Genomic DNA, 23,444 nt, shown 5'->3' with positions numbered 1-23,444 from the left:
GCTCATCGTGGTGTTCGTTACCCGCTTATCAAAAAAGCTGTCGAACTCCAGGTGGAGGGTCAAGGCTTAGAGATTTAATGCGCAAACAACAACTGCGTCTACCGTAACAGGCCCGGGCCCGGTGTCCGGCATCGTGTGACCCGCGTCACTGCTGCCCGAGCTCCTTGGCGTCGTGCGCACTGCCCCGCGGGTCGGCGATGCCGGCGGTCAGCAGGCGCCGCAGGCTGGCGAGCCGGACCGGCCCGGAGTCGCCCGCGAGCCCCTCCTCGACATAGCCGTCCAGGCCGCAGTCGACGGCGTTGTCGTCGTGCCGGCATCCGCGCTCGCAGCGCTCCGTGCCGGGCTCGAGGTCCGGGAACGCCTTGAGGATACGGCCGGCGTCCACGTGCGCGAGGCCGAAGGACCGGATGCCCGGGGTGTCGATGATCCACGTGCCCGGCGCGGCGTCGGCCGCCTTGAGGGCGAGGGCGGACGACGACGTGTGGCGTCCCCTGCCGGTGACGGCGTTCACGCCGCCCGTGGCGCGCGTGGATCCGGTGAGGGCGTTGACCATGGTGGACTTGCCCACGCCGGAGTGGCCGAGCAGCACGCTGACCTGCCCGTCGAGCTCGTCCCGCAGGGCGTCAACGGCGCCGTGCGAGAGGCGTGCGGACTCGCCGTCGTCGGACGTGGCCTCGATGCCGGGGCCGTCGTCCGTCCTGCTGATGATGACGCGCAGGTCGAGGTGCTCGTAGTTGGCGAGCAGGGCGGCCGGGTCGCGGAGGTCCGCCTTCGTGATGCACAGGAGCGGCTCGATCCCGGCGTCGTAGGCGGCCACGAGCGCGCGGTCGATGAAGCCCGTACGCGGTTCCGGATTGGCGGCGGCGACGACGATCACGAGCTGGTCCGCATTGGCGACGACGACCCGCTCGACGGGGTCGGTGTCGTCCGCGCTGCGGCGCAGGACGGTGGAGCGTTCCTCGATGCGCACGAGGCGCGCGAGGGAGTCCGGACCGCCGGAGAGGTCGCCGACGAGGGCCACGAGATCCCCGGCGACGACGGCGTTGCGGCGCAGTTCGCGGGCCCGCGCGGCGACTACGGTCCGCTCGCCGGGGGTGTCCTCGTCGACGACGGTGGTGTACCGGCCGCGGTCCACCGTCACCACGCGACCGGTCACCGCGTCGTCGTAGGCGGGGCGCGTCTTGGTGCGCGGTCGGGTGCCCTTCTTGTTGGGGCGGATCCGCACGTCGGACTCGTCCCACGCGCGGGATCCGCGGCGGTTCCCGGCCTCGCTCATGCCCGTGCCGCCGTGCCCGTAGGAGCTGCAGTGCCGGCGACGGCGGCCCAGAGCGCGGGGAACTCCGGGAGGGTCTTGGCGGTGGTGCCGATGTCCTGCACCATGACGCCGTCCACGGCCAGCCCGATGATCGCTCCTGCCGTCGCCATGCGGTGGTCGTCGTAGGTGTGGAAGACGCCGCCGTGCAGGGGCGCGGGCCGGATGACCAGGCCGTCGGCCGTCTCCTCGGCGTCCCCGCCGAGCGCATTGATCTCCGCGACGAGCGCTGCGAGCCGGTCCGTCTCGTGCCCCCGGAGGTGCGCGATGCCGGTGAGGGTCGACGGCGAGTCCGCCAGCGCACACAGGGCCGCGACGGTCGGGGCGAGTTCGGAGGTGTCCGCGAACGTGCCACCGGAGACCGACGGGCCGCCGGTGACGGTCAGGACACCGTCCTCGAGGCCGGTCCGCGCCCCCATGAGCGGCAGGATCCGACGCCAGGCGTCGCCCACCTGGGTGGTCCCCTCGGGCCAGTTCCGCACGCGTATGGTACCGCCGGTGACCAGGGCGGCCGCGAGGAACGGCCCGGCGTTGGAGAGGTCGGGTTCCACGTCGACGTCGAAGGCGGAGATCGGGCCGGGGGAGACGCGCCAGTGGTTCGGCACCGAATCGTCGACGGCCACGCCGAGGGACCGCAGGGTCTCCACGGTCATCGCCACGTGGTCGAGGCTGGGCACGGGCTTGCCCACGTGCTCGAGGTGCAGTCCCTCCGCGAAGCGGGCGCCCACGAGGAGGAGCGCCGAGACGAACTGGGACGACGCCGACGCGTCGATGACGAGCCGTCCGCCACGGACGTGCCCGTCGCCCTCGACGGTGAACGGCAGGGCGCCGGAACCGCCGTCGTCGACCGTCACCCCGAGGCCGCGGAGTGCCGCGACGATGCTGCCCATCGGGCGGCGGCGGGCGTGCGGGTCTCCGTCGAAGCGGGTGGTTCCGGCGACGAGCCCTGCGAGGGGCGGGACGAAGCGCATGACCGTGCCCGCGAGGCCGCAGTCGACGGCGCGGTCGACCGCTGATCCCGGTCCGGCGGGCAGGGGGGTCACGCGGAGATCCGGGCCGAAGCCGCCGTCGCCCGGCACCTCGTCCACGACGGCGCCGAGGGCGCGCAGGGCGTCGACCATGAGCGCCGAATCACGTGAGTGCAGCGGCCTTCGCAGGAGGCACGGGCCGTCGGCGAGGGCGGCGAGCACGAGGTAGCGGTTGGTGAGGGACTTGGACCCGGGCACCGAGATCTCCGCGTCCACGGGATGCGTCAGGCGGGGCGCCCGCCACAGGTCCGCGTCGGGCACCCCGTCTGAGCCGGCCGTCATGTCGCCTAGGAGCCGACGACGTCGGCGGCGGTCTTGCGTACGGCCAGGTCGGCCTTCTTCAGCTGCTTGCGGGCGTCCCTGCGGAAGCCGGCGGCGTTCTTCTTCGCGTCCAGGGCGAGGTGCTCGGCGCGCCAGGCGATACCCGGCCGTCCGTTGGTGTCGACGGCGGCGAGCAGGACGGCACCGATCAGCGAGAGGTGCTTGAGCAGCTGCGCCCGGCGGGCCTTCTTGGCCGCGGGCGTGGAGGCGTCCGCCGACCGGAAGTCGACCAGGGCGTTCACCGTGGCGGTCACGGTCAGCAGCAGTGCCGCGACGCGGGAGAACCGGCCGATGCCGAGCAGGAGTGCCGCCCCGACCTGCGTGGCGCCGAGGACCTGTCCCACCAGCTTCTCGTGGTCGGTGAGGGCGGAGGCCGCCGGGACGACCTTCGACACGCTCGCGAGGACGGGCTTGAGCTGCGGGGCCGTGGCACCCGCAGTGCGCAGCCGGTCCACACCGGAGAACACGAAGCTGCTGGCGAGCAGGGGTCGGGCGATTACGCGGACAAGGGTCACAACTGCCTCCTGGTTGCCGGCGGCGTCCGCCGGTCATCGGTTCTGTACTGCTCCACGGGGACTCAGCACGCTGGGTCTAGTTTTACACGCCGCATCGGCCGGGGCGATCCCGGGACCTGGCGCGTGGACGCGGCTCCGATGTGCGTCGGGGTCGCCGCCCCCGACCTGCCCCGGGGGTCGCGCACCCGTCCGGTGAACGGAGCAGGACCGGGGCCGGGAAGGGTCCGCAGGAATAGAAGGGTCTGCGAGCAGGTTGGAAGAGGGGTAACGGAGACAGCTGAGGCAGCAGGGGGAAGGGGACGCACGGATGACGGAAGCACGGACCGCGACGGTCGACAGACCGGATTTCCAGCTCTCGACGTCGGTCAAGCACGAGGCCCCCACCGGGCCGCGGCGGGTTCGACGCGTAGACTTTGGCACGATGAATACCACAGCCCCCGCAGGCAGCAGTCAGGCCGAAGATGCAGAGTTGGACGTGTCGACGGAGTCCGAGGCGGACCGCAAGGCACGGTTCGAGCGTGACGCCATGCAGTACGTCGACCAGCTCTACTCCGCCGCCATGCGCATGGCACGGAATCCGAGCGACGCCGAGGACCTGGTGCAGGAGGCCTACACCAAGGCGTTCTCCGCGTTCCACCAGTACAAGCCCGGGACCAACCTGAAGGCGTGGCTGTACCGGATCCTCACCAATACCTACATCAACCTCTACCGCAAGAGGCAGCGCGAGCCCCTGCAGTCGCACTCGGACACGATCGAGGACTGGCAGCTCGCGAAGGCGGCCGAGCACACCCCGGCGGGTCTGCGCTCGGCGGAGGCCGAGGCGCTGGACCACCTGCCGGACTCCGATGTGAAGAGCGCCCTGCAGGCCATCCCCGAGGAATTCAGGCTCGCGGTGTACTTCTCCGACGTGGAGGGCTTCGCGTACAAGGAAATATCGGAAATCATGAACACGCCCATCGGGACCGTCATGTCCCGGCTGCACCGCGGCCGCAAGCTCCTGCGGGAACTGCTCGCCGAGTATGCGCACGAACGGGGGCTGGGTACCACCAGTGGTGCTGGTACCAAGACCCCGGTCGCAGCAGGTGCAGCGGGCAAGGAACAGGAGATGAGGAAATGAGCGATTGCGGGAGTTTGGGCGACTGCGCCGACTCGAGGATCGAACGGTTGTACGAGTACCTCGACGGTGCACTGTCCCATCAGGACCTCGTGGAGATCAAGGACCACCTGGACGGATGTCCGCAATGCGCGGAGGAGCACGATCTCGAGTGCGTCATCCGGTCGGTCGTGAAGCGGTCCTGCACCGAGGTGGCGCCGTCGACCCTGAAGGCGAGCATCCTCGACCGCATCAGCCACCTGCGGACCGTCGACCACTGACGCCGCCCGGGTAGCACCGGCAGCGACCGGCAGTACAGACGGAAGAACCTCCGGTACCCTTGCGGGCCGGAGGTTCTTCCGTCTGTACTGCGATACGCCTGGACTCAGGTGTTGGGGCGCTTACCGTGGTTCGCGCCACCACGCTTCCGGTCGCGACGCTTGCGTGCTCGCTTGCTCATGGCTGCCTCCTTCTTCTTCAGGCACTAAGTCGTTCAGAACTGCACCCCAGTCTCCCATACCGCCGTGGGCGTCACCTAAACAGCCCGGCCACCGCCGTGGGGCCTGCCCCTAGGATGAGGGGACCATCCCTCACCGAAGGAGCTCCTGCATGCGCGCCGCCTACGCAGCCACCCAGTCCGGGGACGATCCGCTCGCCGGCCTCACCGTCGGGGACCTCGAGGTCCCCGACGCCCCGGCCGACTTCCGCAGGGTGAGGGTCGTGGCGTCCTGCCTGAACCACCACGACCTGTGGTCGCTGAAGGGTGTCGGGCTGCCGGCGGACCGCCTGCCCATGGTGCTCGGCTGCGATGCGGCAGGGATCGACGACGACGGCAACGAGGTGATCGTGCACGGCGTCGTCCCGTCGCCCGACTGGCGCGGCGACGAGACCCTCGACCCGCGGCGCTCCCTCCTGTCGGAGCGGTACCCGGGCACCATGGCGGACTACGTGTGGGTGCCCGCGCGGAACCTCGTGCCCAAGCCGGTGGAGCTGTCCTTCGAGGAGGCGGCCTGCCTCCCCACCGCCTGGCTGACGGCGTACCGGATGCTGTTCACCGTCTCCCCGGCCTCCCCTGGGTCCACGGTGCTCGTGCAGGGCGCGGGAGGCGGCGTCGCCACCGCGCTCATCGCGCTCGCCGCGGCGGCGGGCTTCCGTGTCTGGGCCACGAGTCGCAGCGAGGACAAGCGGGGGCGCGCGCTGGAACTGGGTGCCGAGCAGGCGTTCGACGCCGGCGCCCGCCTGCCCGAGCGCGTCGACGTCGTCTTCGACTCCGTCGGCGAGGCCACGTGGGCGCATTCCCTGAAGTCGCTCGTACCCGGCGGCACCGTGGTGACGTGCGGGGCGACGAGCGGACCCGCCCCCTCCGCCGACCTCAACCGGGTGTTCTTCCTCCAGCTGCGCGTGCTCGGCTCGACGATGGGCACCCGCGAGGAACTCGAGCGGCTCACGCGCTTCCTCGTCGCCACGGGTGTCCGGCCCGTCATCGACACCGTCCTGCCTCTCGACGACGCCGCGCAGGGCTTCCGGCGCATGCTCGACGGCGACGTGTTCGGGAAGATCGTGTTCCGCCACTGAGCAGCGGCCTCCGGGAGACGCAGAAGGGGACCCTCCGCGTGCGGAGGGTCCCCTTCTGCGTCCTGGTCAGTCGACGGCACCGGCCGCCATCAGGGCCGAGCGCTGCGCCCGGCGGAGCGACTGCTGAGCGGGATCCGGCACCGGCGCCGCCGCGAGCAGGCGGCGCGTGTACGGATCGCGGGGGTACTTCAGGATCTGCTCGGTGCTGCCCTGCTCCACGAGGATGCCCTTGTTGAGCACCGCGATGTGGCTGGCGAGCAGTTCCACGACGGCGAGGTCGTGGCTGACGAAAAGGCAGGCGAACCCGCGTTCGCGCTGGAGCTCCTGCAGCAGTTCCAGGACCTTCGCCTGCACGGAGACATCGAGCGCCGAGGTGGGCTCGTCCGCGACGAGGAGGTCGGGCCGCAGCGAGAGCGCGCGGGCTATGCCGACGCGCTGGCGCTGCCCGCCGGAGAGCTCGTGCGGGTACCGGTTGCGGAACGCGACCGGTAGCTGGACGTCCTCCAGGAGCGACGCCACGCGCTTGTCCAGCTCGGCCCGTCCCGGCTTCTCGTGCAGGAACAGCGGTTCGCCGATGCTCTCGCCGATGGACAGCCTCGGGTTGAGCGACGCCGCGGGGTCCTGGAACACGATGGCGAACTTCTTGCGCAACGGCAGCAGCTGCCGGGCACTGAGCGCGGTGATGTCGGTGCCGCCGATGCTGACCCGTCCGCCGGCGGTCTTGATCAGGCCGGTGACGGCGCGCGCGATGGTCGACTTGCCCGATCCTGACTCACCGACGAGTCCCAGGACCTCACCCGGGTTGATGGTGAACGAGACCCCCGAGACGGCCTTGAAGGCCGGCTGGCGGAAGCGCCCGGGGTACTCGATGTCCACGTCCGTGAGCTCGAGGGCGGGGACGACGCCGGACGCCGCGCGCGTCTCCTGGGCCCGGATCGCCGCCTCCGCGTACTCCCTGTGGATGCTCAGGTGCCCGTCCACCAGTTCGACGTCGGTGAGGACACCGCCCACCTTGGATCCCAGGTGCGGGACGGCCCCGAGGAGCTGCTGCGTGTAGGCCTCGGCCGGGGCCGCGAAGAGCTGCGCCGTGGGCGCCGCCTCGACGATGCGTCCGCGCTCCATGACCACCACGTGGTCGGCGAGGTCGGCCACCACGCCCATGTCGTGGGTGATGAGGAGCACCGCGCTGTTGAGCCGCTTGTTCAGCTTGCGCAGGAGATCGAGGACCTCGGCCTGCACGGTGACGTCGAGCGCCGTGGTGGGCTCGTCCGCGATGAGCAGCATCGGGTCGTTGGCGAGGGCGATCGCGATCATGGCACGCTGGCGCTGGCCGCCCGAGAACTGGTGCGGGAAGCTGTCGTAGCGGCGCTCCGGCTCGGGGATCTCGACCATGCGCAGGAGCTCGACGGCGCGCTTCTTCGCCTGCGCGGGGGAGAGCTCGGTGTGCTGCTCCACGGCTTCGCGGATCTGCTCGCCGACGGTGAGCACCGGGTTGAGTGCGGTCATGGGCTCCTGGAAGATCATCGCGATCTCGTTGCCACGGACCCGCCGGAGCGTGTTCTGCGATGCCCCGATCAGCTCCTTGCCGAGCATCTTCGCGCTGCCCGAGGACCGTCCGTTGCGGGGGAGGAGGCCGAGCAGGGCCATGGAGGACATGCTCTTGCCGGATCCTGATTCACCGACGATCGCGAGGATCTCGCCGGGGTGGATCTCGTAGGAGACCTCCTCGGCGGCCATGACCCACTCGTTGTCGACGTTGAACTCCACGCCGAGGTTCTTCACCGCGAGGATGGGGCCGTTGCCGATGGGTGCTTGCTCGTCCGAGATGATGACGGAACTGGTGCTCATTACTGCTTCACCCTTGTCTGTTTGGGGTCGAACGCGTCACGCAGGCCGTCACCGATGAAGTTGACGGCGAGGGCGATGCCGATGATGAACGCTCCGGGCCACAGGAACAGCCAGGGGCGCACCGTGAGGGCCGAGCGGTTGTCGTTGATGGCCTTGCCGAGGGAGGTATCGGGCGCCGTGACACCGAGGCCCAGGTAGCTCAGGGCGGTCTCGAGGAGGATCGCACCGGAGATGGCCAGCGTCGTCGAGACGATGATCACCCCGACCGTGTTCGGCAGGATGTGCCGGAAGATGATGCGGGCCGAACTGGCGCCCACGGATTTCGCGGACTCCACGAACTCCTTCTCGCGCAGCGACAGGAACTCGCCGCGCACGAGCCGGGCAAGGCCTGTCCAGGTGACCGCGCCGAGGAACAGCGCGAAGGGGATGATGCCGTACTGCGCGACGATACCGGCGACCGCGGCTGCGATGACGACCGTGGGGATGGTGATGACGACGTCGGTGATCCGCATGAGGAATGCTTCCGTCCAGCCTCGGAAGTACCCCGCGATGGCGCCCACGGTCGTGCCGATGACCATCGCCACGAGGCCCACGATGAACGCGATGATGAGGGAGGTCTGCGTGCCGCGCATGGTCAGGGCGAAGTAGTCGCGGCCGAGGACGTCCTGGCCGAAGGGGTGCTCGCCGAGGCTGAACGGCCACAGCGTCAGGGTGGGTTTGCCCTCGTTGAACCGGTCCGCGAGGACGTCGTACTCCTTGTTCCACCAGCCGGGGATGCCGGCGAAGCCGATCGAGGTGAAGGCGAGGATGAAGATCAGGGCCAGCAGGGCGATCCCGGCCAGTGCTCCCTTGTGCCGGAAGAAGCGCTCCCTGATGAGGCGTCCCTGGCTCTTGGCCTCTGTCGTCCGGATGCGGTCGGTCTGGTCCCGCGTGGGGACGGCGGTCGCGATGTCGGTGTCCTGGCTCTGCAGGGTCATCTCCGACAGCTCGACGGACGCGCGGGAATCATCCCGCGGGTTCTCGTGATTACTCATGATGGATGTCCTAGCTCAGGGTGATGCGGGGGTCGAGGAACGCGTAGGCGATGTCCGCGAGCATGTTGAACAGCACGGCCGCCGTTCCGACGACGAGGAAGAAGGCCATGACGGGCCCCGGATCCACGTTGGCGATGCCGTCGACGAACATCTTGCCCATGCCGTTCCAGCCGAAGACCTGCTCGGTGATGACAGCGCCGCCGAGGACACCCGCGAAGTCGAACGCCATCAGGGTCGTGATCGGGATCATCGCGTTGCGGAAGGCGTGCTTGACGAGGACGGTGCGTTCGCTGAGCCCCTTGGCCCGGGCGGTGCGGATGTAGTCCTGGTTCATGACGTCGAGCTGGCTGGCCCTGGTGTACCGCGTGTAGGTGGCGAAGGAGATCAGCGTCAGCGCGATGGTGGGCAGGATCAGGTGCAGCGCGAAATCGAGGTTGATCTCCCAGAACGTGCCCTCGAGGTTCGCCGACTGCGAGCCGGTGGTGGGGATGGGCCGGCCACCGGCCTTCGCGGACAGCGTCGGGTACGCCTGCAGGAGGCGGTCGAGCACCATCAGCAGGCCGACCGACACCGCGATCACGGCGCCGATCTTCGCGGCCTGCGCGCGGAACGGCCCCCCGACCGCGCCGGCGACCACGTAGGCGACGACGGCGGTCACCACGACGAGTGCCACCACGAGGAGCCAGTTCGGGTCCTCGAGCAGCGGGATGGAGGCGAGGTAGCCGACGAAGCTCACCGCGGCGGCCGCAAGCGCCGCGTTCAGCACGCGACGACGCCGGAAACCGGCGAGCAGGGCCGTCCAGAGGACGGCGATGCCCGCGGCCGAGACCAGCATCCCGAGGAGACCCAGGCCGGGCGTCGAGAACCAGCCCGTGACGAGCAGCAGGTACAGGGCGAGTGCCGTGCCGACCGCGGCGACGGCGAAGACCATCAGCCTGCGCCGGCGGTCGCCACCGACGACGACCGCCCAGACGACGCCGGCGACCACCCCTATCAGGGCGATCGAGAGATAGGAGAACTGTGGATTCGCCAGCCACGTGTTCAGGTCGATCGCCAGGTACTGCTTGAGGAGCGTCGAGAGCCAGAACAGGGGGAGCGAGAACAGCAGGAAGGAGATGAAGGTGACCGAGTAGTCGAAGACGCTGTACTGGCGGATGGCCGTGACGATACCGACCACCACGCCGAGGACCAGCGCGAGGACGGTCGCCACGACGACCAGTCGCAGCGTGGAGCCCATCGCGTTCTCGAGCTGCGGGAGGACGGCCGCGCCGGTACGGTCCTGGCCCAGGGTGCAGCTGATACCGCCGGGGACGAGGCAGTGGCCGACGTCCTGGAGCCACAGGAAGTAGCGGGGGATCGGCGGGACATCGAGGTTCATGGCGGCGGTGCGGGCGGCGATGGTGGCTGCCTTCTCCGGACCGCTGGTCTCACCGAGGTCCTCGAAGGGGTCCCCCGAGGAGATGGTGAGGAAGTACATCAGCGTGGTCGCTGCGAGCATGATGAAGAACGAGATGACGGATCGCTTGGCGATGAAGTAGAACACGGGGGGCTCCTAGGAAACGGTGCAGGCTGGCACACGGCCGGGCACAGGGACGGGCAGGCCCGAGGGCCTGCCCGTCCTCATGCGTGATCCGGAAGAGGCAATCAGGCCTGCTTCGTCCAGCTGTAGGCGTTCCAGGTGATGCCGGTCTGCGTGGGGTTCATCTCCACGCCCTGGAGCTTCGAGGAGTGCGCGATGATGTCGGCGTTGGCGTAGAGCACCACGTTGTACTGGGTCTCGGCCAGGCGCTGCTCGAGCTCGGTCTTGAGCGCAGGGACCTTGTCCGCTTCCGTCGTGGTAGCGATCTCGGTCCAGAGGCGGTCTACCTCCTCATCGGCGTATCCACCGAAGTTCTGCTCGCCACCGGAGACGTAGATCGACTGGCCGGAGGCGACCAGGCCGGAGCCGGCCCAGCCGAACAGGACGGCGTCCCAGGCACCTGGCTGGGAGAGCTTGGCGCTCCACTCTGCCTCGGGCTGCGGGATGATCTCGAAACCGGCCTTGTCGCAGGAATCCTTGACGAGGGCGACCATGTCGGCGCGCAGCTGGCTCGTGGAGGCGTACATGAGGCTGACCTTCACGGGCTCGGTCTTGCCGGCCTCGGCCAGGAGGGCCTTGGCGCCTTCGATGTCGGCGGCGCCGTCACCCTGGGCCGCGGGAGCACCGTCGAGAACGGTGTCGTAGTCGGGCTGGCCCGGCTGGTACTCGCGCAGGTTCATGACCGATCCCTCGGGGTCGATGGGGGTCACGAACTTGTCCACCATGTCGGCGCGGGGGGCGCAGGCGTTGAAGGCCTGGCGTACCTTGACGTCCTCGAAGACGGCGCCGGGGCGCTGGTCGAGGTCGATGTGCGAGAAGGTCAGCGAGGTCCCGGTGTCGACCGTGACGGTCTCGCCGATCTGCTCGAGGGCAGCCTTGGTGTCGACGGTGGGGCTGGACGGGTCGATGACGTCGACGTCGCCGTTCTGGAGCGCCTGGACGGCCTCCTCGTCGACGACCGTCTTGAACACGATGGTGTCGGTCTTGCCGGCGCGCTCCTCGCCCCAGTACTTGTCGTTCTTGACGAGCGTCAGGGTGCCATTGGTGGCGTTGTCCAGCTTGTAGGGGCCGGAGGAGGGGAGCAGGGCCGTGTCCGGGAGGGTGGGTAGGTCCACCTCGTAGTCCCAGCCGGAGTTCCAGAACTCGGCGACAGGCTTCAGGGCGGCGATGTCGGTGGCCTGGACGGCCTCGACGAGTTCGGCGCCGTCGCCCTCGGGGGAGAGTCCCGCCTGCTCCGCGGCGATGTGCGCGGGCATGATGGTTCCGGGGGTGAGGAGCGCTTCCCAGTCGGCGTAGGGCTCGTTGAACACGAGCTCGAACTCCTTGTCGCCCGGCTCGCCCTCGATCATCTTCGTCTGGGCGAAGCCGTTGGTGGAGGCCGCCAGGAAGAGATCCGACTCGGCACCCGTCTCGGGGTCCTTCTCGCCGCTCGGGTGCGTGCCGGACAGTGCGGCCCAGCTGAGCAGGACGTCGTCGTAGTCGATCGGCACGCCGTCGGACCAGACAGCATCTTCGTCGATGGTGTACTTGATCGTGAGCGGGTCGTCGCTGGTCTTCTCGTAGGTGCCGAAGTCCGTGTTGGGCTCCAGTTCCCCGGCTGCCGTGAAGGCCGCGAAGCCTCCCGAGGTCAGGTTGTCCACGTAGCCGTTGTACACGGAGTTCGTGGCCGCGGTGTTGCCGTTGTAACCCGTGGGCGCCTGGCTGATCGCGATGTTGATCGTCGTCGCCAGGTTCTCCGCGGCACCTTCCGATGCAGGGGTCTCGGCCGTTCCGCCCGCCGATCCACAGGCGCTCAGCATGAGCGTTCCGATGGACAGTGCGGCGAGCGTCGTAGTGCGCTTATTACGCATTGAATAGTCCTTACTGTGCTTGGCGCGAGGGACGAAGGGGCGCCCCACGAGGCGGATTGCTGCAGTGACGGCAATCACACTCGGACAGCATAGCGAAGGATCGTTGCCTCCGGACACTCAGTGAACCATTGATAACCCATTTGTTACCTCCGGGAAATATAAGGTCTCCGGGCAATGGAAAAGCCCCGGGGACAGCGTGTCCCCGGGGCTCGGCCTGCGTCCGGTGCCTTATTCTGGCGCCGGTACTTCCAGCCACTGGAACCATCCGCGGTGGAGGACGAGCCAGGCCACGAGGCCGTAGCCGGCCTGGCCCGGGGTGCCGCCGTTGGAGGCGAGGTCGTGGCGCCACTGCTCGTGCGCGAGCAGGGGGGTGAAGGTGTCGACGAAGACGTGCTTGCGGCGTGTCGTGACGTCCCCGAAGGCGGCCGAGAGATCGGCGAGCCGGCGGTTGCGCTCGGCGTCGAGGCCGGGGGGAGGGCCGACGACGAGCACTTTCACGCTCATCTGCGAGGCGCCGTCGAGGATGTTCGCGAGGTTGAGGCGGCTCCTCGCCGTGGACAGCTCGAGGTCGAGGTCCCGGTCCGAGAGACCGATCACGAGGCGGTTCTCGAAGCCGCCGTCGAACCGGCGGCCGACCTCCTGCAGCCAGCGGTTGGCGAGGGCCTCGGTCCCCTCGCCGGGAGCCGGGAGGCTGTAGGCCTCCACCGATGCGTTGTCCGGTCGTGTCCGGGCCATCACGCGTCCGAACCACCCGAGTGCGCGGGGATCACCGAGCCCCGCGAGGAGTTCGTCGCCCACTGCTGCTAGCCGGATTCTGCGTTGTTCCACTGGTCCCTCGGTGTGCTGGTCGTCGGATGGAGCAGGGCGGCCGCGAGCGGCTCACGCCTCTTCGTGCCCTTAAAGACATGGGGTGGGGCCTGTGGCCCCACCCGACATCATACTGAGAGCTTACTATTGCCGGCCGAAGGCCTTCTTGATGAGGAGTTCCTGCTCCACTGCGTGGTTCTTCGCGGATCCCGTGGCCGTCGAGGCCGAGGCCGGACGCGATGCCAGGCGGATGCTCCGGTCGAGTTCCTGCGGCAGGTTGAGACCGATGAACGGCCACGGCCCCTGGTTGGCCGGCTCGTCCTGCGCCCAGACGATCTCCGCGCCGGCGTAGGCGGCGAGGGCGGACGTGATCTCGTCGACGGGGAGCGGGTACAGCTGCTCCACGCGCACGATCGCGGTCCGTCCGTCGTCGAGCTTCTGGCGTGCCGCCAGGAGGTCGTAGTACAGCCGTCCCGACACGAGGATCACGCGCTCGACCTCGTTCCCCGGCGTCTCGAGCGTGTCCGGGATGACGGGACGGAAGGTGCCCTGCGTGAACTCCTCCACGGGGCTCGCCGCGGCCTTCAGGCGCAGGAGCTGCTTCGGGGTGAAGATGACGAGCGGCTTCCGCGGCCGGTTGTAGGCGTGCCGGCGCAGGAGGTGGAAGTGGGACGCGGCCGAACTCGGATTGGCGACGACCATGTTCTTCTCCGCGCACATCTGCAGGAAGCGCTCGATCCTCGCCGAGGAGTGGTCCGGGCCCTGGCCCTCGTAGCCGTGGGGCAGCATCAGCACCAGCGAGGAGCGCTGTCCCCACTTCTGCTCCGCGGAACTGATGAACTCGTCGATGATGGTCTGCGCACCATTGACGAAGTCACCGAACTGCGCCTCCCAGATCACGAGCGCGTCCGGGCGCTCCACCGAGTAGCCGTACTCGAAGCCCATGGCGGCGTATTCGCTGAGCAGCGAGTCGTAGACCCAGAACCGGGCCTGGTCCGGGCTGAGGTCGTCGAGCGGCAGCCACTCGTGGCCGGTCGCCCGGTCGTGGAACACCGCGTGGCGCTGCACGAAGGTGCCGCGCCGCGAGTCCTGGCCGGCGAGCCGCACGGGCACACCCTCCATGAGGAGGGAGCCGAAGGCGGCGATCTCGCCGAAGCCCCAGTCGATGCCGCCCTCACGGGACATCTGCTCGCGCTTGTCGAGCAGGGCCTTGAGCTTCGGGTGCACGGTGAAGCCCTCGGGGATCGAGGTGTGCGCCGCCCCGATGTGCGCGAGGGTCTCCGCGCTGATCGCCGTCTGCGGCGCCTCGCCGTCGCCGCCGTCCGCCTGCTGCGCGTAGGGGCGCTCGAGGTCGGACACCGCCTGCGGGTCCTTCGTGACGACGGGGATCGGCGAGGTCTGCGCCGCGTGCGTCTCGGCGAAGACGCGCTCCAGGCGCTCCTGGTAGTCGCGCAGGGCCTGCTCGGCCTCCTCCTGCGTAATGTCGCCGCGGCCGATCAGGGCCTCGGTGTAGAGCTTCCTGACCGAGCGCTTCGCCTCGATGAGGTTGTACATCATGGGCTGCGTCATCGAGGGGTCGTCGCCCTCGTTGTGGCCGCGTCGGCGGTAGCAGACCATGTCGATGACGACGTCCTTGTTGAACCGCTGGCGGAACTGGTACGCCATCTGGGCCACGCGGACGACGGCCTCCGGGTCGTCGCCGTTGACGTGGAACACCGGTGCCTGGACCATCTTCGCGACGTCGGTGGAGTACACCGAGGAGCGCGACGACGTGGGGCTGGTGGTGAAGCCCACCTGGTTGTTCACGATGACGTGGATGGTGCCGCCGGTACGGTATCCCCGCAGCTGGGAGAGGTTCATGGTCTCCGCCACGACGCCCTGGCCGGCGAAGGCGGCATCGCCGTGGATGAGGATCGGCAGCACGGGGAAGGTGTCGCGCTGGTCCAGGAGGTCCTGCTTGGCGCGGACGATGCCCTCGAGCACGGGATCGACGGCTTCGAGGTGGGACGGGTTGGCCGCGAGGTAGACCTTCGTGTCGTTGCCGGCATCGGACGTGAAGGTGCCCTCGGTGCCGAGGTGGTACTTGACGTCGCCGGAGCCCTGCACGGAGCGGGGATCCTGCGTTCCCTCGAACTCGCGGAACACCTGGGCGTAGGTCTTGCCGGCGATGTTGGTGAGCACGTTCAACCGGCCACGGTGGGCCATGCCGATCGCGACCTCGTCGAGGCCGTCGTCGGCGGCACCCGAGATCACGGCGTCGAGCAGCGGGATCAGGGACTCGCCGCCCTCGAGGGAGAAGCGCTTCTGGCCCACGAACTTCGTCTGCAGGAAGGTCTCGAAGGCCTCGGCGGAATTCAGCTTGTGCAGGATGCGCAGCTGCTCCTCGCGGCTCGGCTTGGAGTAGGGGTGCTCCAGCTCGTCCTGGAACCACTGGCGTTCCACGGGGTCCTGGAGGTGCATGTACTCAATGCCGGTGGTGCGGCAGTAGGCGTCGCGGAGGACGCCGAGCATGTCGCGGAACTTGAGCATCGGCTGGCCGCCGAAGCCGCCGGTGGGCCATTCGCGGTCGAGGTCCCAGAGGGTGAGCCCGTGCGTGCGGATGTCGAGGTCGGCATGCTTGCGCTGGACGTACTCCAGCGGGTTGGTGTCCGCCATGAGGTGACCGCGGACGCGGTAGGCATGGATGAGCTGCTGGATCCTGGCGACCTTGTTGATCTGGTCCACCGGATCGACCTGGATGTCGGCGCTCCAGCGCACGGGCTCGTAGGGGATCCTCAGCGATTCGAAGATCTCGTCGTAGAAGCCCTGCTCGCCCAGCAGCAGCTGGTGGATGATCCGCAGGAACTCGCCGCTGCCGGCACCCTGGATGACGCGGTGGTCGTAGGTGGAGGTCAAGGTGATGGTCTTGCTGATCGCATGCTTGGCGAGGGTCTTCTCGCTCGAGCCCTGGAACTCCGCGGGGTACTCGAGGGCGCCGGCGCCGATGATGCATGCCTGGCCCTTGGAGAGGCGGGGCACGGAGTGGACCGTGCCGATGCCGCCCGGGTTCGTGAGGGAGACCGTGGTGCCGGCGTAGTCGTCCGCGCCGAGCTTGCCGGCGCGGGCCTTCTTCACGAGGTCCTCGTAGGCGTGCCAGAACTCCGAGAAGTTCATCGTCTCGGCCTTCTTGATGTTCGGCACCACGAGGGACCGCGTGCCGTCGGGCTTCGGCATGTCGATCGCGAGGCCGAAGTTGACGTGGGCCGGCTGGATCGCGGAGGGCTTGCCGTCGACGACGTCGTAGTAGACGTTCTGCGACGGGAACTGGGCGAGGGCCCGGATGATCGCGTAGCCGATGAGGTGCGTGAAGGAGACCTTGCCGCCGCGGGCGCGTGCCAGGTTGCTGTTGATGACCACGCGGTTGTCGATGAGCAGCTTGGCCGGGATGGCGCGGACGCTGGTCGCGGTCGGGACGCTCAGGCTGGCTTCCATGTTGGTGGAGATGGCCTTGGCCGGGCCGCGCAGCACGCTGACCCTGTTCTCCTCCATCTCGGCGTTGCGGTCCGAGGCGGGCAGCTGTGCCGGGATGGGCTTGGCGGCGGGCTTGTCCTCCGGCTTCTTCGCCGGCTCCTTCGCCACGGGGGGCTTGCCGTTCTGCTGGGTGCTGGCCGGGCTCTCACCCGATGCCTTCGGCGCGGCGGCCTCGGCCTTCACGACCGGCAGTTCCTTCGTCGGGGGAGTCGGCGACGCCACGGACGTGCCGTTGCTGCCGGGAGCCGCGGGCGGGGCGGCGGGAGTCGCGACAGCACCGGTGGGCCGGTCCGTCGTCCCGGCTGCGCCGCGTCCGTTCTCGGCCGGCGGCTTCTCCGCGTCGAACGATTCGAACAGCTCCCACCACTTTTTGTCGACCGAGTGTCGGTCCCGCTGGAACTGCTCGTAGAGTTCATCAACAAGCCACTCGTTCCCGCCGAATTCTTCAGGCAGGCGATGGCTGGTTTGTTCTGGCACTTGGTATACGCCTCTTCCGTAAGTTGCCCTGAGCGCGGTGCGGGCGGCACGACGGGCCGGAAGCCGCGTCTGAACCCTGTCCAAGTGTAGTGACAGGAGTAGGCAACGGCCAATCAGGCGTGCCGTGCGGGGCGCCGCCGTGCGATACTCCGCGCGGCCGGGCGGTGTGCCCCTCGGCAGGCGACGCACTAGACTCTTCGCGGCTGTCCATCCGGCTGCCCGTCCGGCCGTCGACGCAGGGAGAACCGTGCGCTTCATCACTCCGCCTACCACCGACCTCACCTACTCGGACGTCTTCCTCGTCCCGAGCGCCTCCGAGGTCATCTCCCGCTTCGACGTGGACCTGTCGTCCGACGACGGGACGGGCACCACCATCCCGCTGGTCGTCGCGAACATGACGGCGGTCACCGGCCGGCGCATGGTGGAGACCATGGCGCGGCGCGGGGGCATCGGCGTCCTGCCGCAGGACGTGCCGGTCGAGGTGATCGCCGAGGTCACCTCGTGGGTGAAGGACCGCCACCCCGTCTTCGAGACGCCGCTCAAGCTCCACCCGGGCAATACGGTGATCGACGCCCTCCACCTGATGCACAAGCGCGCGCACGGCGCGATCCTCGTCGTCGACGACGGCGGCGCCTGCGTGGGCGTGGTGAACGCGGCCGACTGCGAGGAGGTTGACCGCTTCGCCTCGCTCGAGTCCGTCATGCGAGCCGCGCCCGCGCCGTTCGAGGCGGAGCTCTTCGACGCCGACCCGGCCGCCGCACTGCAGAAGGCCTTCGAGGACCTCGACGGGGCCCGCATCGCCCTCGCGCCCGTGGTGCGGGACGGCGTGCTGCAGGGGGTCATCACCCGGACGGGCGCGCTCCGCTCCACGATCTACGAGCCGGCGGTCGACGCCGCGGGCAGGCTCCGCGTCGCCGCGGCGGTCGGCATCAACGGGGACGTCGAGGCGAAGGCCGGCGCCCTGCTCGACGCCGGTGTCGACGTCCTCGTCGTCGACACCGCCCACGGCCACCAGCGGAAGATGCTGGACGCGCTGGCCGTCGTCCGGGGCCTCGACCCCCGGGTCCCGATCGTCGCCGGCAACGTCGTCAGCGCCGACGGCGTCCGCGACCTCGTCGCGGCCGGCGCCTCCATCGTCAAGGTCGGCGTGGGACCCGGCGCCATGTGCACCACGCGCATGATGACCGCCGTGGGTCGCCCGCAGTTCTCCGCCGTGCACGAGTGCGCGCAGGCAGCGGCCGAGCTCGGCGCCCATGTGTGGGCCGACGGCGGCGTCCGGTACCCGCGCGATGTGGCCCTCGCGCTCGCCGCGGGCGCGAGCCAGGTCATGATCGGGTCCTGGTTCGCCGGGACCTACGAGAGCCCGGGCGACCTGCAGGCCGACAGCGACGGACGCCGCTACAAGGAGAGCTTCGGCATGGCGTCGGCGCGCGCCGTGCAGAACCGCACGCGGCGCGACGACGTCTTCGCCCGTGCACGCAAGGGCCTCTTCGAGGAGGGCATCTCCACGTCGAAGATGTATCTCGACCCGGCCCGCCCGGGCGTGGAGGACCTCGTCGACCTGATCACCGCCGGCGTCCGCAGCTCCATGACCTACGCGGGCGCGGCCTCGCTGGCCGAGTTCCGCGAGCGGGCCGTCGTCGGCGTGCAGTCGGCGGCCGGGTACGAGGAGGGGCGGCCGCTCCAGCAGAGCTGGTAGGCGCTCCCGCTCGGGCGCGGTTCCGCCCGCGGAGAAAGTCCTCGGGCACAGGTGTGTCCGAGCCGGTAAACTGGGGATCCTTATGGACAGTCCTTCTAGGGGCCGGCTCGATGCCGGCATCCCCTCTCCTCTTGCCCATCTGCTGCCCGGAACCGATGCGGAGCGCCCGGCCGATGCCGGGTCCGACCAGGACGCAGCCCCCCTCCCGGCCGACGCGGCGGACCCCCTCAGACGCGGACCGCTGCATTCCCGACCCGCGTCGATCGGGGAGGGGAGGTAGCGGTGGAGTGGATCCTCCTGGCCGTCGGCCTGCTCCTCGTCCTCGGCACGGGGTTCTTCGTGGCCGTCGAGTTCGCGCTCGTCGCGCTCGACCAGACCTACGTGCAGCGCGCCGTGGACGAGGGCGACACGAGGGCCGAGCCGCTGCTGCGCTGCCTGAAGTCGCTCTCCACCCAGCTGTCGAGCTGCCAGCTCGGTATCACCCTGACGACCCTGCTCACCGGTTACGTCATGGAGCCTTCCGTCGGGCGGCTGCTCGAGGCGCCCCTCGCGGGCCTCGGCCTGTCGGAGGCGCTGGCCGCCTCCACGTCGATCATCCTCGCGATGGTCCTGGCGACCCTGCTCTCGATGCTCATCGGCGAACTCGTCCCGAAGAACCTCTCCATCGCACTGCCCTTCCGGGTGGGCCGGACGCTCGCCCGCCCGCAGCTCGTCTTCACCGCCGTCTTCAAGCCGGCCATCATCGTGCTGAACGGCTTCTCGAACCGGATCCTCAACATCTTCGGCCTCGAGGCGAAGGAGGAGATCTCGGGCGCGAGGACACCGTCGGAGCTCTCGTCGCTCGTACGCCGCTCCGCCGAGATGGGCACCCTCGATCAGGGCACGGCCAACTTCCTGGCCCGCACCTTCAGCTTCTCCGATCGCACGGCTGCCGACGTCATGACACCGCGGATCCGCATGGAGGTCATCGACTCCGACCAGACCGTGGCGGACGTCGTCGAGGCGGCGCGCCGCACGGGCTACTCCCGGTTCCCGCTGATCGGCGACTCCGCCGACGACATACGCGGCGTCGTGCACGTCAAGAAGGCCGTGGCGGTCCCGCGGCACAAGCGCGCCGAACTCCCCGCCGGGACCATCATGACCGAGGTCCTGCGCGTGCCCGAGACCGTGCACCTCGACTCGCTCCTCAGTGAGCTCCGGGAGGCGAACCTCCAGCTCGCCGTCGTCCTGGACGAGTACGGGGGCACGGCCGGCGTCGCCACGCTCGAGGACCTCGTGGAGGAGATCGTCGGCGAGGTCAAGGACGAGCACGACAAGCTGAAGCCCGGCGTGCTGCAGAGCGCGGCAGGGGACTGGTTCTTCCCCGGCCTCCTGCGGCCCGACGAGGTCACGATGCAGATCCCCGGCCTCGTCGTCCCCGACGAGTCCGGGTACGAGACCGTGGCCGGATTCATCATGGCCGAGCTCGGCCGAGTCGCGGCGCCGGGCGACCAGGTCGAGGTCCCCGCGGGGACCCTCACCGTGGAACGCATGGACGGACGGCGTATCGACCGCGTCCACTTCCGGCCGGCACCGATTCCCGCCGGCGAGGAAGGGCACGACGACATGGTCGTACCCGAGCACCAGTCGGTGCCCCAGGGCACCGGCCAGCACCACACCGTTCCCCGGCCGACCGCCCGTCCGGTCCTCGCCGGCAGCACCGCAGTACGGAAGGACAACCGATGAACGACTGGGCAGGAATCGCCTGGCTCGTCGTCCTCCTGATGGGCAACGCCTTCTTCGTCGGCTCGGAGTTCGCGATCATGTCGGCGCGCCGCAGCCAGATCGAGCCCCTGGCGGAGGCCGGGTCGAAACGGGCGCGGACCACCATCTGGGCCATGGAGCACGTGTCCCTGATGCTCGCCTGCTCGCAGCTCGGCATCACGGTCTGCTCCCTGCTGATCCTGCAGGTGGCCGAGCCCGCGATCCACCACCTGTTCGTCGTGCCGTTCGAGGCCGTCGGCATCCCCGAGGGGCTCGCGGACGGTGTCGCGTTCGCCCTGGCCCTGGTCCTGGTGACCTTCCTGCACGTGACCTTCGGGGAGATGGTGCCCAAGAACATCTCGGTCTCCGTGGCCGACAAGGCGGCGCTCCTCCTGGCCCCGCCGCTCGTGATGGTCGCGCGGGTCGTCAACCCGGTCATCTCCACGCTGAACTGGGCCGCCAACCACATCCTCCGCGCCCTGAAGGTGGAGCCGAAGGACGAGGTGTCCTCGACCTACACGCTCGAGGAGGTGCAGTCCATCGTCGAGGAGTCGACGAGGAGTGGGCTGGTGGACGACGAGTCGGGCCTGATCACGAGCGCCCTCGAGTTCTCCGGCCAGACGGCCGAGACGACGATGATCCCCCTCGGCGAGCTCGTCACCGTCCGGACCGATGCGACGCCGGAGGACTTCGAACGGGCCGTCGGCCGCACCGGGTTCTCCCGGTTCGTGATGGTCGACGATTCGGGGAACCTGACCGGGTACATGCACCTGAAGGACGTCATGTCCATGCCGCAGGCCATGTACCGGAGGCCCATCACGGAGAACAAGGTGCGCACGCTCGTGAACCTGTCGCTCGGGGACGAGATCGAGGATGCCCTCGCCGTGATGCAGCGGACGGGGTCGCATCTGGCGCGCGTCCTCGGGCCCGACGGTTCCACCCGGGGTGTGCTGTTCCTCGAGGACGTGATCGAACAGCTCATCGGCGAGATCCGTGACGCCACGCAGAACCAGGGCGTGCGGCGGACCGGCGGGGGTGTCGGCGGCGAGGCCCCGGTACGTTGACGGGCGACCTCGCGCCGGTAGGAATGCGAACCATTCGCGTTTGGGCTATGCTCGATCCCCTAACGTAAACAGTTCTCATTAGCCTGATCGAGGTCCCCATGCGCCTGTCCCACCGTCTCGCCGTACCCGCGCTCCTGGCGGCGTCCGCCGTCGGCCTCGCCGCGTGCGGCGACGGGTCCGCAGCGGGCTCGGAGGGCGCGGCTGCCGAGGGTGGCCTGACGGTCGTCACCGCGACCAACGTGTACGGGGACATCGCCTCCGTCGTGGGCGGCGATGACGTCGAGGTGACGCCGATCGTCGACAGCCTCAGCCAGGACCCCCACTCGTACGAGGCCACGGTGCAGGACAAGCTGTCCGTCTCCGAGGCGGACCTCGTCATCGAGAACGGGGGAGGCTACGACCCCTTCCTCCGTCGCCTCGCCGAGGAGACCGGGGTCGGGACGGTGCTCAGCGCCGTCGAGCTCTCCGGCCTCCAGGAGGCCGACGCGTCCGAGGAGGCCGAGGACCCCGCAGGTGGGCATGCCGACGAGGAGGGCCACGCCCACGGCTCCTTCAACGAGCATGTCTGGTACGACCTGCCGGCCATGATGACCCTCGCGGACGCCATCGCGGGGGAGCTCGGCCGGCTGGACGAGGCGAACGCCGAGGGGTACCAGGAGCGGGCCGACGCCTTCACCGCGGAACTGCAGGCCCTGCAGGACCGCCTGGGGGCGCTGGCCTCCGGCGGGCAGGGCGGCGACGTGGCCGTGACGGAGCCCGTCCCCGTCTACCTGCTCGAAGCCGCAGGCCTCCACAACGCGACCCCCGAGGAGTTCACCGAGGCCATCGAGGAGGAGTCCGAGGTCCCCGTCGCGGTCCTCGAGGAGATGAAGGTGCTCGTCTCGGGCGGGACCCTCGACTTCCTGGCCTACAACGGCCAGACCGAAGGATCGCAGACCGAGGCCGTGCGGTCGGCCGCCGAGGAGGCCGACCTCCCCGTCCTCGATTTCACCGAGACCCTGCCCGAGGGGGAGGACTACGTTTCCTGGATGGCGGCCAACACGGATAGCATCGAGGCCGCGCTGGGATCCTGAGGTCCGGCGCGACGTCGGCGTCCGGCCCCGGAATCCGGCCCGGCACGACCCCCACGACCGACTGGAAGCCGCACCGCATGACCTCGACGACGTCCCGCTCCACCCTCTCCCCGGACGGGGCGGCGGTTCCGGCGATCAGCCTGCGGGGCGCAGCGCTGTCCTTCGGCCCGCGCACCCTGTGGGAGGGGCTGGACCTCGACATCATGCCCGGTGAGTTCTTCGCCGTGCTCGGTCCGAACGGATCGGGCAAGACGAGCTTCCTCAAGGTCCTGCTCGGCCTGCTGCCGCTCGACGCCGGCACGGCGACGATCGGCGGCCACCCCATCACGCGCGGCAGCCGGAGCCTCGGCTACATCCCGCAGCAGAAGTCGTTCCCGCCCGAGACGCCGCTCCGCGCCCGCGACCTGGTGGGGCTCGGCGTGGACGGCCACCGCTGGGGCCTGAGGCTGCGCAGCGGTTCCTACCGCGAGCGGGTGGACGGGCTCCTGCGCGACGTCGGCGCCGAGTCGTACGCGGATGCCCCCGTGGGTCTCCTCTCGGGCGGCGAGCAGCAGCGCCTGCGCGCCGCGCAGGCGCTGGCCACCGACCCGTCCGTCCTCCTCTGCGACGAACCGCTGCTGTCGCTCGACCTGAACCACCAGCAGGCGGTGAGCTCGCTCATCAACCGGCAGTGCCACGATCGGAACAGCGCGGTGGTCTTCGTGACCCACGAGATCAACCCCGTCATCGAGTACGTGGACCGGGTCCTCTACCTCGCCGACGGCAGGTTCCGCGTCGGGACACCCGCCGACGTCATGACGAGCGAGGTGCTCTCCGATCTCTACGACAGTCCCGTCGAGGTCTTCTCCAGCAACGGACGGATCGTCGTCGTCGGCCTGCCCGATGCGACGACCCACCACCACGAGAGCGCCTGACC

17 protein-coding genes are annotated in these 23,444 nt (G+C 69.4%); 8 read left to right on the top strand and 9 right to left on the bottom strand.

Features of this window, described 5'->3' with window-relative positions; genetic code table 11:
• Nucleotides 1-145: 145 nt before the first annotated feature.
• Genes rsgA through CXQ97_RS01375 form a run of 3 tightly spaced genes read right to left on the bottom strand, consistent with a single transcriptional unit; the run spans nt 146 to nt 3,176 of the window.
• Nucleotides 146-1,276, bottom strand: coding sequence for a ribosome small subunit-dependent GTPase A (gene rsgA, locus CXQ97_RS01385; protein ID WP_104179050.1), 1,131 nt, complete (start codon nt 1,274-1,276; stop codon nt 146-148).
• The gene (gene aroA, locus CXQ97_RS01380) at nt 1,273-2,622 is read right to left on the bottom strand and encodes a 3-phosphoshikimate 1-carboxyvinyltransferase (RefSeq protein ID WP_104179049.1); all 1,350 of its coding nucleotides are present in this window, start codon (nt 2,620-2,622) and stop codon (nt 1,273-1,275) included. The genes rsgA and aroA overlap by 4 nt, the downstream gene beginning before the upstream one ends.
• A 5-nt stretch (nt 2,623-2,627) precedes the next feature.
• Complete coding sequence (locus CXQ97_RS01375) at nt 2,628-3,176, bottom strand: DoxX family protein (protein WP_104179048.1); 549 nt, start codon at nt 3,174-3,176, stop codon at nt 2,628-2,630.
• A gap of 421 nt (nt 3,177-3,597) precedes the next feature.
• Between CXQ97_RS01375 and CXQ97_RS01370 the strand changes: the two genes are divergently transcribed.
• The 3 genes from CXQ97_RS01370 to CXQ97_RS01360 all read left to right on the top strand — a co-directional run bounded on the left by CXQ97_RS01370 (nt 3,598) and on the right by CXQ97_RS01360 (nt 5,844).
• Nucleotides 3,598-4,293: a sigma-70 family RNA polymerase sigma factor gene (locus CXQ97_RS01370; RefSeq protein ID WP_181034937.1), complete on the top strand. Its 696-nt coding sequence runs from the start codon at nt 3,598-3,600 to the stop codon at nt 4,291-4,293.
• Nucleotides 4,290-4,550, top strand: coding sequence for a mycothiol system anti-sigma-R factor (rsrA, locus tag CXQ97_RS01365; protein ID WP_104179046.1), 261 nt, complete (start codon nt 4,290-4,292; stop codon nt 4,548-4,550). The genes CXQ97_RS01370 and rsrA overlap by 4 nt, the downstream gene beginning before the upstream one ends.
• A gap of 328 nt (nt 4,551-4,878) precedes the next feature.
• Complete coding sequence (locus tag CXQ97_RS01360) at nt 4,879-5,844, top strand: zinc-binding dehydrogenase (protein WP_104179045.1); 966 nt, start codon at nt 4,879-4,881, stop codon at nt 5,842-5,844.
• Nucleotides 5,845-5,910: 66 nt separating this feature from the next.
• On the opposite strand, the gene CXQ97_RS01355 is transcribed toward CXQ97_RS01360, so the two are convergent.
• The 6 genes from CXQ97_RS01355 to CXQ97_RS01330 all read right to left on the bottom strand — a co-directional run bounded on the left by CXQ97_RS01355 (nt 5,911) and on the right by CXQ97_RS01330 (nt 16,949).
• A complete protein-coding gene (locus CXQ97_RS01355; RefSeq protein ID WP_104179044.1) occupies nt 5,911-7,692 on the bottom strand; it encodes an ABC transporter ATP-binding protein in 1,782 nt (593 codons plus the stop codon).
• On the bottom strand, nt 7,692-8,726 hold the full coding sequence (locus tag CXQ97_RS01350) for an ABC transporter permease (RefSeq protein WP_258062117.1): 1,035 nt from the start codon (nt 8,724-8,726) through the stop codon (nt 7,692-7,694). The genes CXQ97_RS01355 and CXQ97_RS01350 overlap by 1 nt, the downstream gene beginning before the upstream one ends.
• A 10-nt stretch (nt 8,727-8,736) precedes the next feature.
• Nucleotides 8,737-10,269 (bottom strand): ABC transporter permease, encoded by a 1,533-nt coding sequence (locus CXQ97_RS01345; protein WP_181034936.1) that lies wholly within the window; start codon nt 10,267-10,269, stop codon nt 8,737-8,739.
• 101 nt (nt 10,270-10,370) lie between these two features.
• The gene (locus CXQ97_RS01340) at nt 10,371-12,155 is read right to left on the bottom strand and encodes an ABC transporter family substrate-binding protein (RefSeq protein WP_104179043.1); all 1,785 of its coding nucleotides are present in this window, start codon (nt 12,153-12,155) and stop codon (nt 10,371-10,373) included.
• A 228-nt stretch (nt 12,156-12,383) separates the two neighbouring features.
• Nucleotides 12,384-12,983 (bottom strand): GDSL-type esterase/lipase family protein, encoded by a 600-nt coding sequence (locus CXQ97_RS01335; protein ID WP_104179042.1) that lies wholly within the window; start codon nt 12,981-12,983, stop codon nt 12,384-12,386.
• A 123-nt stretch (nt 12,984-13,106) separates the two neighbouring features.
• Nucleotides 13,107-16,949, bottom strand: coding sequence for a multifunctional oxoglutarate decarboxylase/oxoglutarate dehydrogenase thiamine pyrophosphate-binding subunit/dihydrolipoyllysine-residue succinyltransferase subunit (locus CXQ97_RS01330; protein ID WP_104179041.1), 3,843 nt, complete (start codon nt 16,947-16,949; stop codon nt 13,107-13,109).
• A 247-nt stretch (nt 16,950-17,196) separates the two neighbouring features.
• Between CXQ97_RS01330 and CXQ97_RS01325 the strand changes: the two genes are divergently transcribed.
• From CXQ97_RS01325 to CXQ97_RS01305, 5 genes are all read left to right on the top strand, one after another.
• On the top strand, nt 17,197-18,648 hold the full coding sequence (locus CXQ97_RS01325) for a GuaB1 family IMP dehydrogenase-related protein (protein ID WP_104179040.1): 1,452 nt from the start codon (nt 17,197-17,199) through the stop codon (nt 18,646-18,648).
• Nucleotides 18,649-18,930: 282 nt separating this feature from the next.
• Nucleotides 18,931-20,373: a hemolysin family protein gene (locus tag CXQ97_RS01320; protein WP_104179039.1), complete on the top strand. Its 1,443-nt coding sequence runs from the start codon at nt 18,931-18,933 to the stop codon at nt 20,371-20,373.
• Nucleotides 20,370-21,455, top strand: a complete 1,086-nt coding sequence (locus CXQ97_RS01315; protein WP_104179038.1) for a hemolysin family protein — start codon at nt 20,370-20,372, stop codon at nt 21,453-21,455. Before CXQ97_RS01320 ends, CXQ97_RS01315 begins: the two co-directional genes overlap by 4 nt.
• Before the next feature lie 98 nt (nt 21,456-21,553).
• Nucleotides 21,554-22,528 (top strand): metal ABC transporter solute-binding protein, Zn/Mn family, encoded by a 975-nt coding sequence (locus tag CXQ97_RS01310; RefSeq protein WP_104179037.1) that lies wholly within the window; start codon nt 21,554-21,556, stop codon nt 22,526-22,528.
• Between the two features lie 77 nt (nt 22,529-22,605).
• Nucleotides 22,606-23,442: a metal ABC transporter ATP-binding protein gene (locus CXQ97_RS01305; protein ID WP_181034935.1), complete on the top strand. Its 837-nt coding sequence runs from the start codon at nt 22,606-22,608 to the stop codon at nt 23,440-23,442.
• The last annotated feature ends 2 nt before the right edge of the window (nt 23,443-23,444 follow it).

The sequence above is a fragment of the Arthrobacter sp. B0490 genome (genome assembly GCF_002929355.1).
Taxonomy (GTDB): domain Bacteria; phylum Actinomycetota; class Actinomycetes; order Actinomycetales; family Micrococcaceae; genus Arthrobacter_D.
This window is presented reverse-complemented; position numbering and strand designations above follow the sequence as displayed.

Coding starts and splice junctions, on each gene's coding strand:
- rsgA (WP_104179050.1), bottom strand. CDS start 1,276: ATGAGCGAGGCCGGGAACCGCCGCGGATCCCGCGCGTGGGACGAGTCC.
- aroA (WP_104179049.1), bottom strand. CDS start 2,622: ATGACGGCCGGCTCAGACGGGGTGCCCGACGCGGACCTGTGGCGGGCG.
- CXQ97_RS01370 (WP_181034937.1), top strand. CDS start 3,598: ATGAATACCACAGCCCCCGCAGGCAGCAGTCAGGCCGAAGATGCAGAG.
- rsrA (WP_104179046.1), top strand. CDS start 4,290: ATGAGCGATTGCGGGAGTTTGGGCGACTGCGCCGACTCGAGGATCGAA.
- CXQ97_RS01360 (WP_104179045.1), top strand. CDS start 4,879: ATGCGCGCCGCCTACGCAGCCACCCAGTCCGGGGACGATCCGCTCGCC.
- CXQ97_RS01355 (WP_104179044.1), bottom strand. CDS start 7,692: ATGAGCACCAGTTCCGTCATCATCTCGGACGAGCAAGCACCCATCGGC.
- CXQ97_RS01350 (WP_258062117.1), bottom strand. CDS start 8,726: ATGAGTAATCACGAGAACCCGCGGGATGATTCCCGCGCGTCCGTCGAG.
- CXQ97_RS01340 (WP_104179043.1), bottom strand. CDS start 12,155: ATGCGTAATAAGCGCACTACGACGCTCGCCGCACTGTCCATCGGAACG.
- CXQ97_RS01315 (WP_104179038.1), top strand. CDS start 20,370: ATGAACGACTGGGCAGGAATCGCCTGGCTCGTCGTCCTCCTGATGGGC.
- CXQ97_RS01310 (WP_104179037.1), top strand. CDS start 21,554: ATGCGCCTGTCCCACCGTCTCGCCGTACCCGCGCTCCTGGCGGCGTCC.
- CXQ97_RS01305 (WP_181034935.1), top strand. CDS start 22,606: ATGACCTCGACGACGTCCCGCTCCACCCTCTCCCCGGACGGGGCGGCG.